Origin of the sequence: Paraburkholderia heleia NBRC 101817, assembly GCF_000739775.1 — a bacterium.
Classification (GTDB): Bacteria; Pseudomonadota; Gammaproteobacteria; order Burkholderiales; family Burkholderiaceae; genus Paraburkholderia; species Paraburkholderia heleia.
In genome coordinates this window covers 256044-272631 of sequence record NZ_BBJH01000008.1, presented here as the reverse complement: position 1 = coordinate 272631, position 16588 = coordinate 256044, and the positions used below count along the sequence as shown (strand labels likewise).

Annotated in this window: 9 protein-coding genes and 2 pseudogenes; 5 read left to right on the top strand and 6 right to left on the bottom strand. The window is 62.0% G+C overall.

Going from position 1 to position 16588, the window contains the following annotated elements; all coding sequences use genetic code 11:
• Window positions 1–37 precede the first annotated feature (37 nt).
• The gene (locus BHE01S_RS09970; RefSeq protein ID WP_042263241.1) at window positions 38–742 is read right to left on the bottom strand and encodes an SDR family oxidoreductase; all 705 of its coding nucleotides are present in this window, start codon (window positions 740–742) and stop codon (window positions 38–40) included.
• A 187-nt stretch (window positions 743–929) separates the two neighbouring features.
• Between BHE01S_RS09970 and gcvA the strand changes: the two genes are divergently transcribed.
• On the top strand, window positions 930–1844 hold the full coding sequence (gene gcvA, locus BHE01S_RS09965; protein ID WP_042263239.1) for a transcriptional regulator GcvA: 915 nt from the start codon (window positions 930–932) through the stop codon (window positions 1842–1844).
• 174 nt (window positions 1845–2018) lie between these two features.
• Window positions 2019–6860 (top strand): NAD-glutamate dehydrogenase, encoded by a 4842-nt coding sequence (locus tag BHE01S_RS09960; protein ID WP_042263237.1) that lies wholly within the window; start codon window positions 2019–2021, stop codon window positions 6858–6860.
• A 31-nt stretch (window positions 6861–6891) separates the two neighbouring features.
• Here the strand turns inward: BHE01S_RS09960 and BHE01S_RS09955 are convergent, their stop codons facing one another.
• From BHE01S_RS09955 to BHE01S_RS39005, 3 genes and pseudogenes are all read right to left on the bottom strand, one after another.
• Window positions 6892–8808, bottom strand: a complete 1917-nt coding sequence (locus BHE01S_RS09955; RefSeq protein ID WP_042263236.1) for an AAA family ATPase — start codon at window positions 8806–8808, stop codon at window positions 6892–6894.
• Between the two features lie 299 nt (window positions 8809–9107).
• On the bottom strand, window positions 9108–9701 hold the full coding sequence (locus BHE01S_RS09950) for a hypothetical protein (protein WP_157025264.1): 594 nt from the start codon (window positions 9699–9701) through the stop codon (window positions 9108–9110).
• 184 nt (window positions 9702–9885) lie between these two features.
• A pseudogene (locus BHE01S_RS39005) lies at window positions 9886–10344 on the bottom strand (ABC transporter permease); the annotation flags it as partial.
• Between BHE01S_RS39005 and BHE01S_RS39000 the strand changes: the two are divergent.
• Window positions 10297–10770: pseudogene (locus BHE01S_RS39000) on the top strand (copper-containing nitrite reductase); the annotation flags it as partial. The pseudogenes BHE01S_RS39005 and BHE01S_RS39000 sit on opposite strands and share 48 nt — an antisense overlap.
• A 51-nt stretch (window positions 10771–10821) precedes the next feature.
• On the opposite strand, the gene BHE01S_RS09935 reads toward BHE01S_RS39000, so the two are convergent.
• A complete protein-coding gene (locus tag BHE01S_RS09935) occupies window positions 10822–12120 on the bottom strand; it encodes a TAXI family TRAP transporter solute-binding subunit (RefSeq protein ID WP_042263228.1) in 1299 nt (432 codons plus the stop codon).
• Between the two features lie 97 nt (window positions 12121–12217).
• Entirely contained in the window at window positions 12218–13750 is a 1533-nt protein-coding gene (gene pdxR, locus BHE01S_RS09930; protein WP_042263227.1) for a MocR-like pyridoxine biosynthesis transcription factor PdxR, read from the bottom strand.
• 190 nt (window positions 13751–13940) lie between these two features.
• Between pdxR and BHE01S_RS09925 the strand changes: the two genes are divergently transcribed.
• Together BHE01S_RS09925 and BHE01S_RS09920 are read left to right on the top strand one after the other, a co-directional pair.
• Window positions 13941–14684, top strand: a complete 744-nt coding sequence (locus BHE01S_RS09925) for an SDR family oxidoreductase (protein WP_042263225.1) — start codon at window positions 13941–13943, stop codon at window positions 14682–14684.
• A 330-nt stretch (window positions 14685–15014) separates the two neighbouring features.
• The gene (locus BHE01S_RS09920; RefSeq protein ID WP_042263224.1) at window positions 15015–16571 is read left to right on the top strand and encodes a methyl-accepting chemotaxis protein; all 1557 of its coding nucleotides are present in this window, start codon (window positions 15015–15017) and stop codon (window positions 16569–16571) included.
• Window positions 16572–16588: the final 17 nt, after the last annotated feature.

The window sequence follows — 16588 nt, the reverse complement described above, 5'->3', positions numbered from 1 at the left end:
CGACGCTCTGATTCATATTTGCGGCGTATTTGCAGCGTTATAGACCGCGCACGATGCCACCATCCACACGGATGTTTTGCCCCGTGATGTACCCCGCAGCATCCGACAACAGGAACGCCACCGTTTGTGCGATTTCCTGTGTTTTCCCGAAGCGGCCAACCGGAATGCGGGCGACGATCTCGGGCGTTTCGGGCCAGCTGTCGATAAATCCCGGTAGCACGGAGTTGATTCGAATATTGTCCTTTGCGTAGCGATCGGCATAAAGGCGCGTGAACGAACTCAACGCGGCGCGCAGCGCAGAAGAAACAGGCATGGCCTGCTCAGGCGCACCAGCGGCAAAGCTCGAAATATTCACCACCGCGCCGCCGCCTTGCTCGAGAAACGCGGGTGTCACGCGACGCAGCACGCGAGCGACGTTGAGCAAGATGAGATCGAGTCCGAGGTGCCACTGTTCGTCTGCGACGGAAAGCAGATCGCCCTTCGGCGGATGCCCCGTGTTGTTCACCACAGCGTCGATGCGCCCATACTTTTCGAGCGTTTCGCCGACGAATCGGTCGATACAGTCCGGCTCGGTTACCGAGCCCGTAAAGCCGAACCCGCCAAGCTCCCTTGCCAGCTCGGCCGCGCTGCCGGAGGGCGACATCAAGGCCAGGCGGTAGCCGCCGGTTGCCAGTTCGCGCGCAATCGCCGCGCCCATACCCTTGCCGGCCGCCGTGACGAGTGCTACTTTTTCTACTGCCATCGTGCTCTCTCCTTGAATGGGATTCAGCGCATCAAAGCTGCGCCATATGGGAACCGTCCAGAAACTGTATGGCGTTACGATTGGATTGTCGAATGATGTTTCTTATAGTCTGACAATAAAATATCTACTGGCTCGTTGGTGGATCACTGCGGGCTGATTATCGGCTTTCCACTAGCCAATAGACCCGTTGAAACATTCATTGAAGCCACGCCATCTGCCGCCGCTAAATGCGCTTCGTGCGTTCGACGCATCCGCCCGGCACCTCAATTTCCGCCTCGCGTCCGAGGAGCTCGGCGTCACGCAAGGCGCCGTGGCGCAACAGGTTCGGGTGCTGGAGGAGGCCCTGAATTTGCCCCTTTTCGTGAGGGGGCCGCGAGGTCTCGCTCTCACGACGCAGGGGCAGACTTACTTCGCTGCCGTTCAACGGGCGCTCACGATCGTCGCCGACGCGACCGCGGAGCTGAACCGGCGTTCAACGTCCCTCACAATCAGCACCACGCCGTCCTTCGCTTCGAAATGGCTGATACCCAGGCTTGCAGCGTTTGGAGAGCAACACCCGGACATCGACGTCCGGATCATTGCTGATGCTGCGCTGTGCAACTTCAGGTCCGACGGCGTAGATATCGCGGTTCGGCTCAGCAAGCCGCCGTTCGCGAAAGGTCTCGTCAGCGACCTGCTATTTCCGCTGCAGGTGTTCGCCGTAGCCAGCCCGCAGCTGCTCAAATCCCATTGCCCGGTGCGAACGGTCTCGGACCTGGAAAACTATGTGCTGCTCCACGATTCTCATGATCTGTGGCCGGAGTTTTTCAACGCACTGGGCTGCACACATGAACTGGGCGTGCTGAAAGGCCCGCACTTCAGCCAATCGTCGCTCGCCATCGATGCCGCCATTGCGGGGCAAGGCATTGCGCTCACGAGCGAGCATCTCGTCGAGCGCGATATCGCGGCTGGAAGACTGCAACGCCTGTTCGATTTTTCGTTGCCCCTGTCACTGGGCTATTACATTGTCCTTCCGCAGGCCAGCGTCCGGTGGGAAACGAGCCAGAAGCTGCGCACCTGGCTGCTCGCCCAATTCAAATCCGCATCGAAAACGGCGCCATAAAGCGCGTTGAAGCGCGCATCCGCAGGCAGCAAATTCTGCGCCACCATCCGCATTGCAGTGCAGCGCCTTACCGTGAGGCAGTCCGTGCGCACGCATTCATCGTTCGATCACCTTCCCGGTGCATAATGACCGAACCGCCGATGCAGTCGATGACTATCCGCCAAGGAGTTCATCATGCTAGCGAGGAACGAAGAATTCGTCGCCCATCTGCTCTCCGACGTCATGGAATTTGCTCGGGCGCGCTTGCCCGAGCCGACGTTCCAGATCGTCGAGCCTTTCCTGCGGCACTACTACGATTTCGCCGACGCCGAGGATCTGCGCAGCCGCAGCATCGCCGACCTCTACGGCGCCGCCATGGCGCACTGGCGAACTGCGCAGCGCTTCGTGCCGGGCAGCGAACGCATGCAGGTCTACAACCCGATCGTCGAGCAGCACGGTTGGCATTCGGACCATACAGTCATCGAAATCGTGAACGACGACATGCCATTTCTCGTCGATTCGGTTTCCATGGCCGTCAACCGTCTGGGGCTCGCGCTGCATTCAGCGCTGCACCCCGTATTCCGGATCTGGCGCGGCAAGGACGGCACAATCGAGCGGGTGGATGAAGCCGGCGCCAGCGCCGGCGATGGCCAATCGCAACTCGCCTCGTTCATCCATTTCGAGGTGGACCGCTGCGGCGATGCAGCAAAGCTCGACGAATTGCGCAGCGACATCGCCAAGATGCTCGGCGACGTGCGGGCGTCGGTAGAAGATTGGCCGAACCTGCTCGAGGCTGCGCGCACCACCATCAAGACGATGAAAGCGCGCGAAACGAGCGCAGAGGATATCGAAGCTCGCGCGTTTCTCGAATGGATGGTGGCTGACCATTTCACCTTCCTCGGCCAACGCGATTACGCGCTGGTTTCGCATGACGGCGGGTACGCCCTGCGCGGCGTGGAAGGCTCGGGCCTCGGCATTCTGCGCGAATCGCTGCGCGCGCCGGGCGCGCCCGACATCACGCCGTTGCCTCCCGCCGCCGTAGACATCATCAGCGGCGCGTGGCCCATTTTCCTGACAAAAGCGAACTCGCGCGCCACCGTGCACCGGCCCGGCTATCTCGACTACGTTGGGGTGAAACTCGTCGGCGCGGACGGCAAAGTGTGCGGCGAACGCCGCTTCGTGGGCCTCTACACCTCGACCGCCTATATGGTTTCCACCGCCGAAATCCCGATCGTGCGGCGCAAATGCGCGAATATCGTGCAGCGCGCGGGGTTTCTGCCGAAAGGCCATCTCGGTAAATCGCTGGTGACGGTGCTGGAAACCTATCCGCGCGATGAACTGCTGCAGGCGAGCGAAGACGAGCTTTTCGATATCGCGCTCGGTGTGCTGCGCTTGCAGGAACACCAGCGCACGCGGCTATTCGTGCGGCGCGACCGCTTCAACCGCTTCGTTTCCTGCCTCGTGTACGTTTCGCGCGACAAGTACAACACCGACTTACGGCGGCGGATTGCAAACCTGCTTGTGGAGGCCTTCAACGGCATTTCCGTGGAGTTCACGCCGCTGCTTTCGGAGTCGGCGATCGCGCGGATCCATTTCGTCGTGCACGCCGAGCCCGGCTCGATGCCCGAAGTCGACACGAACGAACTGGAAGCGCGGCTCGTGCAGGTCACGCGCCGCTGGCAGGACGATCTGGCCGACGCGCTGCTAGATGCATTCGGCGAAGAGCAGGGCACGCGCCTGTTGCATCGCTACGCCGATTCGTTTCCGCCCGGTTATCGCGACGACTATCCGGCGCGCACGGCGGTACGCGACATTGAACTGATCGAGCGGGTGCAGGGGACGCAGCACATCGCGATGAATCTGTACCGCCCGATCGAGGCGGGGCCGCGTACGTTTCGCTTCAAGGTCTATTGCACGGGCGAAGCGATCGCGCTCTCGCGCAGCCTGCCGATGCTGGAACATCTCGGCGTGCGCGTGGATGAAGAGCGGCCCTATGTGATCGAAGCGCCGTCCTGCGCGCCTGCATGGGTCCACGATTTCGGCCTCGAACTTGCGGACGACGCCGAATTCGACATCGAACGCGTGAAGGGGCTATTCGAAGACGCGTTCGAAAGCGTCTGGAACGCCCGCATCGAAAACGACGATTTCAACCGGCTCGTGCTGCGGGCCTATCTGAGCGCGCGCGAAGTCACGATCCTGCGCGCCTATGCAAAGTATCTTCGCCAGGTGGGCTCGACATTTAGCGACGCCTATATCGAGCGTGCGCTAACCGGCAATCCCGCGATCGCCCGGCAACTCGTCGAACTGTTCGTACTCCGGTTCGATCCGCGCGACTCACAGGCACGGGAAGAGCGCACGGCGCTCATGCTCGAGGCCATTGAAAGCGCACTCGACCAGGTGCCCAATCTCGACGAAGACCGTATCCTGCGGCAGTTCCTCGGCGTGATCAATGCGACGGTGCGCACGAACTATTTCCGCCGCGATGCCAACGGCGCAGAACGGCCCTCGCTCTCGTTCAAATTCAATCCGTCGAAAGTGCCGGGCCTCCCCGAACCCAAGCCGATGTTTGAGATCTGGGTCTATTCGCCGCGCGTGGAGGGCGTGCATTTGCGCGGCGGGCGCGTCGCGCGCGGCGGTCTGCGCTGGTCGGATCGCCGCGAAGACTTCCGCACCGAAGTGCTCGGCCTCATGAAAGCCCAGATGGTGAAGAACGTCGTGATCGTGCCGGTGGGGTCGAAGGGCGGCTTTGTCGTGAAGAACCCGCCGCCGGCGAGCGATCGCGAAGCATGGATGCGCGAGGGCGTCGCGTGTTATCAGACTTTCCTGCGCGGCCTGCTCGATCTCACCGACAATCTCGTGAACAACGCGATCGTGCCGCCGCCCGATGTCGTGCGCCACGACTCCGACGACCCGTATCTCGTCGTGGCCGCCGACAAGGGCACGGCCACGTTCTCCGACTACGCGAACGCGATATCCGCCGAATACAGCTTCTGGCTCGACGACGCTTTCGCCTCGGGCGGCTCCGTGGGCTACGACCACAAGAAGATGGCGATCACGGCGCGCGGCGCATGGGAGTCGGTCAAGCGGCATTTCCGCGAAATAGGCGTGGATACGCAAGGCACCGATTTCACCGTGGTCGGCATTGGCGACATGTCGGGCGACGTGTTCGGCAACGGCATGCTGCTCTCGCCACATATCAGGCTCGTCGCAGCCTTCGATCACCGCCATATTTTCCTCGACCCCAATCCCGATACGGCCGTGAGCCTCGCGGAACGCACGCGGCTCTTCGCGCTCGAACGCTCGAGCTGGGCCGACTACGATCCCGCTGCGATTTCGGCAGGTGGTGGCGTGTTCGCGCGCACCATGAAGACGATCCCGCTTTCGGCCGCGGTGCGAACAGCGCTTGGCATCGAGGCGGCAGCGCTCTCGCCGACCGAATTGATTCGTGCGATCCTGCTTGCGAACGTCGATTTGCTCTATAACGGCGGCATTGGCACGTATGTGAAAGCCGCGCGCGAGACCAACGCACAAGTCGGCGACAAAGCCAACGACGCGGTGCGCGTGAACGGCTCCGAACTGCGCTGCAAGGTCGTGGGCGAGGGCGGCAATCTCGGTGTCACACAGCTCGGGCGTATCGAATTCGCGCAGCACGGCGGCCATATCAATACCGATGCGATCGATAACTCAGCAGGTGTAGATTGTTCGGATCACGAAGTGAACATCAAGATCCTGCTCGGCCTCGTGGTGGCCGACGGCGAGATGACGACGAAACAGCGCAATGGCTTGCTCGCGGAGATGACCGACGAAGTCGGACTGCTGGTGCTGAGAGACAACTACTACCAGACGCAGGCGCTTTCGATTGCGGGCCGCTACGCTGTGGAACTGCTCGATGCCGAATCACGCCTCATGCACTGGCTCGAGCGCGCAGGGCGTCTGAGCCGCCATATCGAATTCCTGCCGACCGACGACGAAATCGCCGAACGCCAGGCCGCGAAACTCGGGCTCACGTCGCCAGAGCGCGCCGTGCTGCTCGCTTACAGCAAGATGTGGCTCTACGATGCGTTGCTCGACTCATCCGTGCCGGAAGACCCGCTCGTTGCGGATTTGCTGATCGACTACTTCCCGCAGCCGCTGCAGCAGCGCTTTAGCCAACCCATGCAGCGGCATCCGCTGCGGCGCGAAATTCTCGCGACCCATTTGACGAACGCGCTCGTGAACCGCGTGGGCTGCGCATTCGTGCATCGTTTGATGGAGGAAACCGACGCACAGCCCGGCGAAATCGTGCGCGCGTGCATCATGGCGCGCGACGTATTCGGCCTCAACGATATCTGGCGCGCCATCGACGCGCTCGACAACCGCGTGCCCGACGACGTGCAGGCGCGCATGTTCGTCGACATCGCGCGGCTGCTCGAACGCGCGGCGCTTTGGTTCCTGCGGCATCTGCAGGCAGGTGTGGTGGATAACGATGGCATGAGCACGCTGCTCGCACGTTGCCGAGACGCCGCTCAACGCCTCGCGCCGCAATTGCCGACGCTGTTGCCCGAAGCGGATCTCGAAGCGCTTTCGGCACGCCAGGGCGAGCTCGTGAAGGCGGGGGTCGAAAACGCGCTTGCGCTGCGCGTGGCGAGCGGAGACATTTCGGTAGCGCTGCTCGACATCGCCGATGTGGCGGCGGCGTGCGACCGCCCGCTGGAGCGCGTTGCGGCGGCATACTTCGCCCTGGGAACGCGGCTCAACTACAGCTGGATTGGCGAGCGTGCGGCAACGCTGCCGACGCCGACGCATTGGGACACCATGGCGCGCGCGGCGGCGCTCGCCGAGGTGGCGCACCTCAAGCGCGCGCTCACCACGAGCGTGCTCGCACAAGGCGCCGATGCCGCCGACGCGCAAACGCTCGTGGACGCATGGTGCGCTCAGCACGAGGCTGCGCTGGAGCGTTATGGACAGTTGCTGACGGAACTGCGTGCTTCGAGCGGCGTGAGTCTTTCCGTGCTGCTCGTGATTGCGAGGGCGATGGCGGCGCTCGAACGGGCTTGAAGCGCTGAGCGATGACGGCGGTGCAGGCGGCTCACGCGGTGGCCGCTTCGGTCACCGCCTGCGTGCTCGCCACGGCCGCCGCATGTTCGCGAATCAGACGATAGACCGTCTCGCCGGGCACTGTCTCCGATTCGAGCAACTGGTCGGCGATCGCGCGCAGCACCGGCTCGTTCGCACGCAGCAACGCGAAACATGCGTCGTTGAGTTCGTGCAGCAGCCCGTTCGCGTGCTCGATCGCGGTCTTCAACTGCAGGCCCGCGACCTGCTGCGGCAGCGCCGCGAGGCTGAACAGATTGCCGTCCGCGTTGAAGCCGTGCTTCGACACCATGTCGAGGCTGATGCGCGAGGCTTCCTGCAAATCCTGCGCTGCGCCGCTCGATGCTTCGTGAAACATGAGCAGTTCCGCGTTGCGCCCGCCGAGCAGCACCTGGATCTCGTTGCGCATTTCGGTCTCGCGATACAGGTACTTGTCCTGCATTTTCGTGATCAGCGCCACGCCCAATGCCCCGCCGCGCGGCAAAATCGTCACTTCTTCGAGCATGCCGGTGCCGAGGAGGGCGGCGACGAGACCATGCCCCGCTTCATGGATCGCGATGCGCGTGCGTTCGTCGTCAGAAAGCGCGCGCTCCGCGCCGTTGACGTCGCCAATGCGCGCAATCTTGATCGCCTCGAGAAAATGCACAGCGGCCACTTCCTGCTTACCGGCCTTGCGCGCGACGAGACCCGCCTGATTCACGATCATCGAGAGCGTGGCCGGTGAAAGGCCCGTGGTCAGCCGCGCAAGCTGGTTGAAATCGAGGTCGTCGGCTTTCGTCTTCAGATTGCCGGCGTAAAACCGCAGAATTTCCGCGCGATCTTCCAGGTCGGGCAAACGCACCTGCACCGTGCGGTCGAAACGGCCTGGGCGGCGCAGCGCTTCGTCGAGATTGTCCGGATGATTCGTCGCGGCGACGATGATCACACCTTCGTTCGAGCCGAACCCGTCCATCTCCGCGAGCAGCTGGTTGATGATGCGGTTGCTTTCCGCTTCAACCGGGCCACCGCCTGTATCGGTGCGCTTGCCGAGACCGTCCGCCTCGTCGATGAAAATGACCGTGGGCGCGTTTTTGCGCGCGAGTTCGAACAGGCGCTTGACCTTCTGAATACCCACGCCGTAATACTTTGCGCTGAAATAGCCGCCCGTGATGGCGATGAAATTCGCGCCGCATTCGCCTGCGAGCGCCTGCGCGAGGCGCGTCTTGCCCACGCCTGGGCCGCCCGTCATCAGCACGCCGCATGGCGCTCGCACACCCATGCCGGTGAACTGCGCCGGCTCGGTGAGCCACGCACGCACGTCGGCGAGCGCGGCTTTTGCTTCGCCTGCGCCGATCACGTCGTCGAAGCGCAAAGTCGGCGATTCGCCTAGCAATTGCGCGCCGCCCCCCATTTCCCGGCGCATGAACCACAGCAAGCCCCCTAGCATCAGCACAGGCAGCACCAGACTAAGCGCGTCGCGCACGCGGTCGAGGGCTTCTGTCCAACGCTCGGCGCCGATGTGCACATCGGCGTGAGGCAACCAGACGAGTTGCCAGGAAGGCGCCGCGCCCGGCCTCAGGTCGCCGAGCAGCAGGGCGTTCGCGAACGCGCCATTGTGATCGGCCACATAGTACCTTTCGCCCTTGATCGTCGAGACGAGAATCGCTTCGCGGCTCACGCCGATCGCGGCGACATCGCGGTCGTGAATATCGCGCAGCAATTCCGAGGCATCTTTCTCGCGCTTCGTCCATGGCGACGCGTCATGCCGCATTTCGCTGGCGACACCGGTAAGCGCTGCCGGCTGGGACCGCGCAAGATTCGCTTCATGTCGCCAGTAAAGAAAACCAGCCGTCGCCGCGAGTGCGGCCGCGCAAACACCCGACGCCACGTATCGGCCAAAGCGTGACCACCGCGAATTCCTTGCCGGTTTCATGAATCCATTCCTGCCCGACGCCGCTATGCCGACGCCGGAAAATCTATCGTGGGACTGGAGGCGCTCGAACGTCTCGCCTTGCGTAGTCCATGGATAGTCAGGAATACGAAAACGACCCTTTTAATTGCGCTGCTCCTTTCGAATTATGCCTGCGTTGGGAGGCACGCGAAAAAGGGGATTGACGGATAAATACCTTTCAATCCTGTGATTTAGTGTAGTTGCATGGTTTCTTAGGGGGTGCGAACGGCGATGTACGCCTGTTTGGGTGATTTTTCCAGGAGGGCCAGACCGTGACAGAATCAAGGGTAGATCGGCAACCCTTCCCGCATCATCCGCTCGCGCAGAAATTCGAACGTGAATTCCCGCAGACGCGGATTGGACTTGCGTAGCAGCTCGACGGCCTGCGTGAGCGAGTGGCCCCCGTTTTCCAGTGCGTGCGCGAAGCGGACGATTTCGTGGCGTTGTACGAGTGCATCCAGGTTGCATCGCGGCGCCGCCAATGTGCGCATTACGCCGTTTCGCGGCACCGCACCTCTCACGATGCAGAGCATGTGAATCGCGTCGAACAGATCTGCGTTGAGTGCGGTCATGCGCAATCGCGAGACAGGAGTCGCACCGGCACTCGCAAGCGATTGCGCGATTGGGTCGAAAACGGGCAGCGGATCTCTTCCCAGGCGCCGCAGCAGCTTTTCCGCACAATGACGCTCGGAAACGGGCGTGAAGGCGCTGCCGCCGGTGCGCGGCATCGCTTCGAGGTGGTAGTAGCTGCCTCGCGTCGAGATCGGGCCGCACGACAACGGTTTCTGATTGAGCTTCCTCAGATGAACCAGAGGCGTCACGTGGTGCGTTTCCCAAATGCACGGTACGTGAAAGCGTCCGCGTACGGGGCTCATGCTGCCCGCTCTCGAGGGTGCCAGAGGCGTTCCCGCCACTTTGCGGTGCGTTTCATCGTTGCGCCTGCGTGTGACATGCTTTCTCCGTTGCGTTGACATCGACAATGGTGGCTGATATCAGTTCGGCATCCTGATCGAGTGCTGAATTCACCCATGGGATATTCTCTTCAATTCATCAAGGTTGCTACGTGTCGCGCCGGCTGATATGGCGCATGACTAGCCAGCCCGCAACGAACAGACACGCCGCGAGCGTGGCAAGCGAGCGCGCCGGTGCGATTACAAACTGGTTCGTCAACACGCCGCGCATCAAGTCGACACCATAGGCGGCGGGATCGAATACGGCGGCAAGCAGGATCCAGTCCGGCGCGAGACCGAGTGCGGAAAATGCGAAGGCGGCAAGCGCCATGGCGAGGATGAGGAGTGCGAGGCGCGGTGCCGTGAGCCCGATTCCGACTGTAGGGGAGAACGGCAGCAGGCGTGCGCTTTGTATCCAGGCAAGCGTCGCGCCCGCGGCTATCTTGCCCGCGGCGATCTCGGCGCGCTTCGCAGGAGAAACCAGCAAGGCGTTCAGAAGGCCCGTTTGCCGGTCGTGCACGAAGGCTTGCCGAAAGTCGATCGCGAATACTACGTGATGCAGGGCGACTTCTACACGAATGGCAAATATAACGATCAAGGCATGCAGACCTTCGATATGGAGAAGGCGATCGACGAACAGCCGACTTACGTATTGTTCAACGGAAGGGAGGGCGCACTGACTGGCGATAACGCGTTGAAAGCGAAAGTGGAAGAAACGGTCCGGCTGTTGGTGGGTAATGGCGGTCCGAATCTGGTATCGAGTTTCCACGTAATCGGCGAAATTTTCGATCGGGTTTGGGACGGATCGAATCAACACTACGAAGAAAGCGTGCAGACAACGCTGATTCCGGCGGGTGGCTCGAAGGTCGTCCAGTTCCGCACGGAGGTTCCCGGTACGTTCCTGCTCGTCGACCATTCGATTTTCCGCGCCTTCAATAAGGGTGCGCTGGGCGTGCTCAAGGTCGAGGGTCCAGCCGCGCCCGCGATCTATTCGTCTTCTGCAGCTGCACAATAGTGGGGTGTCGGCTGCGAAGCCGACGCGCCGCTATTCCTTCGTTCGCTGCGCAACATGGGTTATCCGGTCCCGCACGACGCCGATCGCCTGCTTGAGGGCGTAGACATCCTGAAAATAGCGATATGGAATGCGTATCCGGCTCGCATTCGCGTCGATGTTTTCGATTTCTTCGCTCCATTGCGCGATCTGCGAGCGCGTCGGCTCGCGGTTGCTCCACACTTCGTCTTCGAGTGCCTTGATTTCGCGGTACCAAACCACGAGCCGCTTCTTCATCCGCGCTTCGAGCAGGCGCGGCAACGCCTGAAGCAAGCCAATCAGGAGCGCAGCGAATGGCACGAGGATCAACAGCCGTCGTTCGATCACACTCGCGAGCCAGAACGGCAGAGAGCGGTACAGGAACGGCTGACCGGATTTGAAGTAGCGGACGCTTTCGTCGGAGATCGGGAATTCCTCCGTCTTCAGGTTAGGGAACGTGCCGAGCGGGGTGAAGTAATCTTCGCCGCCGTGAACGGCATGAGCCGCGTCGAGCAGCAAATAGACGAGCGCCGGGTGCAGCGTGTTCTTTGATACCAGCAGCGCCGTTGCCGCGAGCAGCGTGACGTCGGTGCGCGGCAGATCATCTGCGACACTCGTCGACGCGCGCGGCAAGACGATCTTTGAAAGCGATGGGAATTTTTGAACCAGCGCGTCTGCCTGCGCGAAACTCATCAGTTTGAGATGGCTGTTCAGCAGCGTCTTCTGCATCCCGGCGTCGGGCCTGCCGATGAAGAAAGCCGCATCGATCTGACCGCTTTCGAGCCCCTGGTAAGCCGCCGGTGCATCCATTTGCAGGAGGGTGGCGTTCTGGCTCGTGATGCCGCTATAGCCGAGCAACACCTGCGCGACGTTAAGCAGGCCGCTGCCGGGCACGCCCGTCGAAATCTTCTTGCCACGCAGTTGCGACAGCCTGTCGACCGTCGTGTCGCCGCGATAGAAAACCCAGATCGGCTCATACGACACGGCAGCTATCGTCTGCAGACCGTCGGTCTCCTTCGGGCCGGTGGTCCCCGACTGGATGAAACCGACTTCGTAGGCGCTGTTCGGGTCTCTCAACCGCTCATAATTTTCCACCGAGCCTGAAGAACTGCGGATATCGAGTTTGATGCCCGCGCGCTTCAGGATGGGCGCATAGCGATCCGCAAAGCCGCGATAGATGCCGTTGTCCGCGCCGCTGGTCATGACGATGGTGCGTTGGAACGCGGGCGCGGCGACGATCGCCACCATCCAGCCAAACGCAGTCAACAGAACGATTACGCCGGCGATCAGGAAGCGCCGCTTCGTCTTGGTCATGGGTGCTTTCTGGCTGCGATGCAGTGCCGGATTGTGTCGGGGCATCGTTATTTACGCCTCCAGGATTTAGCGCAGCAAGGTCTTTATTGTAGCGGCGTCATCTGCGCCGCCCCTCGAGACACCCACGCAACGTTCGCGCAAGCCGGATGGCCTCACCCGCATCCGCAACGTTCGCGAACCCCATCACAAGGCCGCGCGGCGTGTGCTGCGTGCGGGCATTCGCGTACCAGACCGAAAGCGGCAGCACGGCGAGCCCTGCTTCACGGGCGAGGGCGGCGACAGCGACGTCGTCTACCGGACCATCAGGGCCTTCGCTGAACCGCGCCGCGAACTGGATTCCCCCCGGCGGCAATTCGACAATCAGCCGTTCGCCGAAGGCCTGTTCGAGTGCGTGCACGATCAGCACGCGCCGTTGGGCGTACAACGCACGCATGCGCTTCAGATGCCGCGCAAAATGCCCCCGCTCGATGAAATCCGCCAACGCCGCTTGCAACAGCGTCGGCGATCCGGCATTCATGCTGTACGCCACCCGGGCGACGCGCTCGACGGCCCGCTCCGGCACCACCGTATACGCGAGCCGCAAACCGGGAAACATCACCTTGCTGAACGTGCCGCAATAGATCACATGATCGTGCCGGTCGAGGCTCTTCAGCGCCGGCAAAGGCCGGCCGAGATAACGGAACTCGCTGTCGTAATCGTCTTCGACGATCCAGCTCGATGCTTGTTCTGCCCAGTCCAGCAGCGCCATGCGTCTCGCGAGAGACAGCGTGCGCCCGAGGGGGCTCTGATGCGAGGGCGTGACCAGCGCGAAGCGCGCCTGCGCATCCAGGCGTTTGCCGCGTTCGACATCGATACCCTCGTCATCCGCCGGCACCGCTACAAGCTGGACGCCGGTCTCGGCCAGAAAACCGCGCGCGAGCAGATAGCCCGGATCTTCGAACCATACGCGATCGTTCGGGCGGGCGAGACTGCGCAGCACGAGTTCGAGCGTCGCCCGATAGCCGCCGGTCACGAACACCTGCTCCGGCACACAGGTCACCCCGCGCGACAACCCGAGGTAGGTGGCGATGTGTTCGCGTAGGGGCCGGTAGCCGGCCGGATCGGGGTATGCGAGCATCGCTCGCTCGCCGCTGCGCGCGCGATGCGAAACGAGACGATTCCATACCTTGACGGGAAACGCGTCGAGTGCCGGCAACCCGGGCTGCAGCGGCCGCGGCTCGCCGCTCATGGCGGCGGCAATGGCAGGCTGGCGCGGCTCCCCAAGCGCGCCGGGCAAGTCTCCCTGTGCTTCCGGCGCGGCCTTTTCCTTCGCGGTTTGCCTGCCGTTCGAATCCCTCGCGATCTGCGATGGGCGCGTGACCGACGCCGGCAGCGAGGGCGACACGAAGGTGCCTGCTGCACCGCGCATCTGCAGGTAACCCTCGTCGACGAGGATCGTATAGGCCAGCTCAACCGTGCCGCGTGCCGTGTTCAGCTGAGTGGCGAGGCTGCGCAGCGCGGGCACGCGATCGCCGGGACGCAGATGGCCGGCAGCGATCGCCGTTCTGAAGCGCTCGCAGATCTGCAGGTAGATCGGCGAGTGCTGCCGGCGATTGACATCGATGGTGAATGTGGCGGGCGGCGCGGGCATGACTGTTTTGCTGGCAAGGTGTGCGGAAGTGACTTGGCCTGGTCGAAACGTCAATTCCTGGCACTTTTCGATAGTTCATGATCTTCCCACAATAGCCTCACGCGATGCGACGGCGGCGAAATCGTTCAGTCGATGCGACGCCCGCCAGGCGCTTTTGCGCGTTCACTGCCTCTCATCTGGAGAATCTGTCATGAAGATTGTCGTAATCGGTGGTTCCGGCCTGATCGGGTCGCGTCTCGTGAAACTGCTTGGCGACGCGGGTCATGAGGCGCTTGCGGCGTCGCCGCGTAACGGTGTGAACGCCGTGACAGGGGAGGGCCTGAGCAATGCGCTAGCGGGCGCTGAAGTCGTCGTGGATGTGGCGAATGCGCCCTCGTGGGAGCCCCAGGCGGTGCTCGACTTCTTCCGCAACTCGGCGCGCAACCTCGGCAAAGCGGAAGTGGCCGCTGGAGTACGCCATCACGTCGCGCTGTCCATCGTCGGCTGCGAGCGCACACCGGAGAACCCGTATTTCGTTGCCAAGGTTGCGCAGGAGGAAGCGATCGAGGCGGCGGGCGTGCCATACACGATCGTGCGCGCGACCCAGTTCATGGAATTCATCGGCGCAATCGCCGATTACGGCACGGAAGGCGGTACGGTGCGCGTTGGCGACGGACTGTTTCAGCCGATAGCCGCAGATGACGTCGCCGCAACTCTCGCGCAGGTCGCTCTCGCCGCGCCGCTGAACGGCACTATCGACATCGCCGGCCCCGACCGCGTGCCGTTCGCGGAGATCGTCTCGCGTTATCTGAAATCGGTGGGCGATGCCCGCCCGGTGGTGACGGATCGCGATGCGCTCTATTACGGCGGTCGCGTCGAGGAACAATCGCTTGTCCCGCTCGGCGACGCGCGGATCGGCCGACTCAGTCTCGACCAGTGGCTGGCGCGAGCATGAGCAAATTGGCGGTCAGAACGCCGGTCGCCAAGCTTTCGCAGGCATCGCGAGCCGGCGCCCGTTTAAATTGCGCGACTATGCCAGGAGGGAATGATAGGTATTTATACCAATGCCGAAATGGGTATCGAGGAAGGCCAATTTTTCATTAGAAGGATATTGGACTTCTCCATAGACTGTGATCCCCCCGCTTGAAAACCGGGGTGCAGAACGTTATGGGGCGGTCGACGCATACGAGGTTGACGGGCCGCGGGCGGAATCTTTCCATATTAATAAAAAGTCGTCACGGCCCGGGTGAGAGGTCGATTTGACACATCGTGAATCGGGGGAGATATGCTCAAGAGGTTCAGCATAAAAGGTGGACTGACTTGCGTCATTTCGGTGTTCGTTGTCATCCTCGCTGCGACGAGTTCCGCGGGAATTCTGGCGCTGAAGCTGAACAACGACGCGCTGCGAGCCATGTATGAAGTGGATACCAGTTCGCTGGTCGCGCTGAAGACCAGCGATGCGTTGCTTCAGCGTGCACGCGTTTCGCTCGATAGTTACCTTTCGCTATATGGTCTGGGCGACCCGGAGCCGGCCTTGCTTTCGGGTGCCCGACAGGATCTAAAGGATTCCGAACTGGAATTCTCGAAGTATCTTTCACTGCAGCCAAGGGCGGATTCAGAAGCGGTGAGGCAGTTGACAGAGCGCCGCCGGTCTGTGCTCGACAAGGCAGTCCTGCCGGCAGCCGAAGCGCTCGGCCAAATGGATTTCGGCCGTTTCAAGGCGCTCCAGGGGAAGGCAACACAGGATGCGGTGGCCTCTTATCAAAGCGCGATGAAGGAACGGGAGAGTGCGGTCGTCGACTCGCAGCGGCAACGTTTTGCGCAGGCGCAGTCGCGCTTTCATTGGATGGTGGCCATGCTTGCCGGAACGGCGATAGTCGCACTTGCCGTGGGCATCATCGCGAGGCTGATCCTCGTCGGAATCGTTGTGCGCCCTGTCGCTGAAATCAAGACACATCTCGCGCGCATTGCCTCAGGCAATCTTCAGGGTGACGTGCTCGCCGAATATCGGAACGAGATGGGAATGCTCATGGCGGACGTCAGGACAATGCAGGACGCGCTGGTGCGAACTGTCCGCAGCGTTCGCGGCGGAACGGAAACCATCAATGTCGGCGCACAGGAGATTGCCTCCGGAAGCGCAGATCTTTCGCGGCGAACCGAACAACAGGCAGCGTCGCTTGAACTTGCAGCCGCGAACATGGCGCAGTTGACGCGGGCCGTCAAGAAAAACGCGGAGACAGCCAATACCGTGAGTCGACAGGCATTGGTGGCTTCACAAACAGCATCTGCAGGCGGCGAGGTAGTCCACGAGGTCGTCCGGACGATGCAAGGCATATCGGTGCATTCCAGCAAGGTCGCCGAAATCGTGGGCCTGATTGAGAGCATCGCCTTCCAGACCAACATTCTGGCGCTGAATGCTGCCGTCGAGGCAGCACGGGCTGGAGAACTCGGGCGCGGTTTTGCGGTCGTCGCGAGTGAAGTCCGAAGTCTTGCTCAGCGAAGTGCCCAGGCGGCAAAGGAGATCAAGCATTTGATCGGCGCCACCGTCGGGAAGATCGACGAAGGTTCGCTGCTCGCGCAAAGGGCGGGCACGATCATGACAGAGGTCGTGTCGTCAGTTGCAGCGGTAAGCGGCTTGATGGCTGAGTTGCACCGGGCTACGCAGGAACAGAGCCAGGACATTGAACAGGTGAGTGGGGCTGTCCTGCAAATGGACACCGCTACTCAGCAAAATGCAGCACTCGTTGAGCAGGCTGCAGCCGCGGCCCAGTCGCTCAAGGAACAGGCTGCGCTGCTCGACGATGTCGTTTCGGAATTCAAGATTGCATCGTTCTGCTCGTAAATATCGGCGTGCAGCCC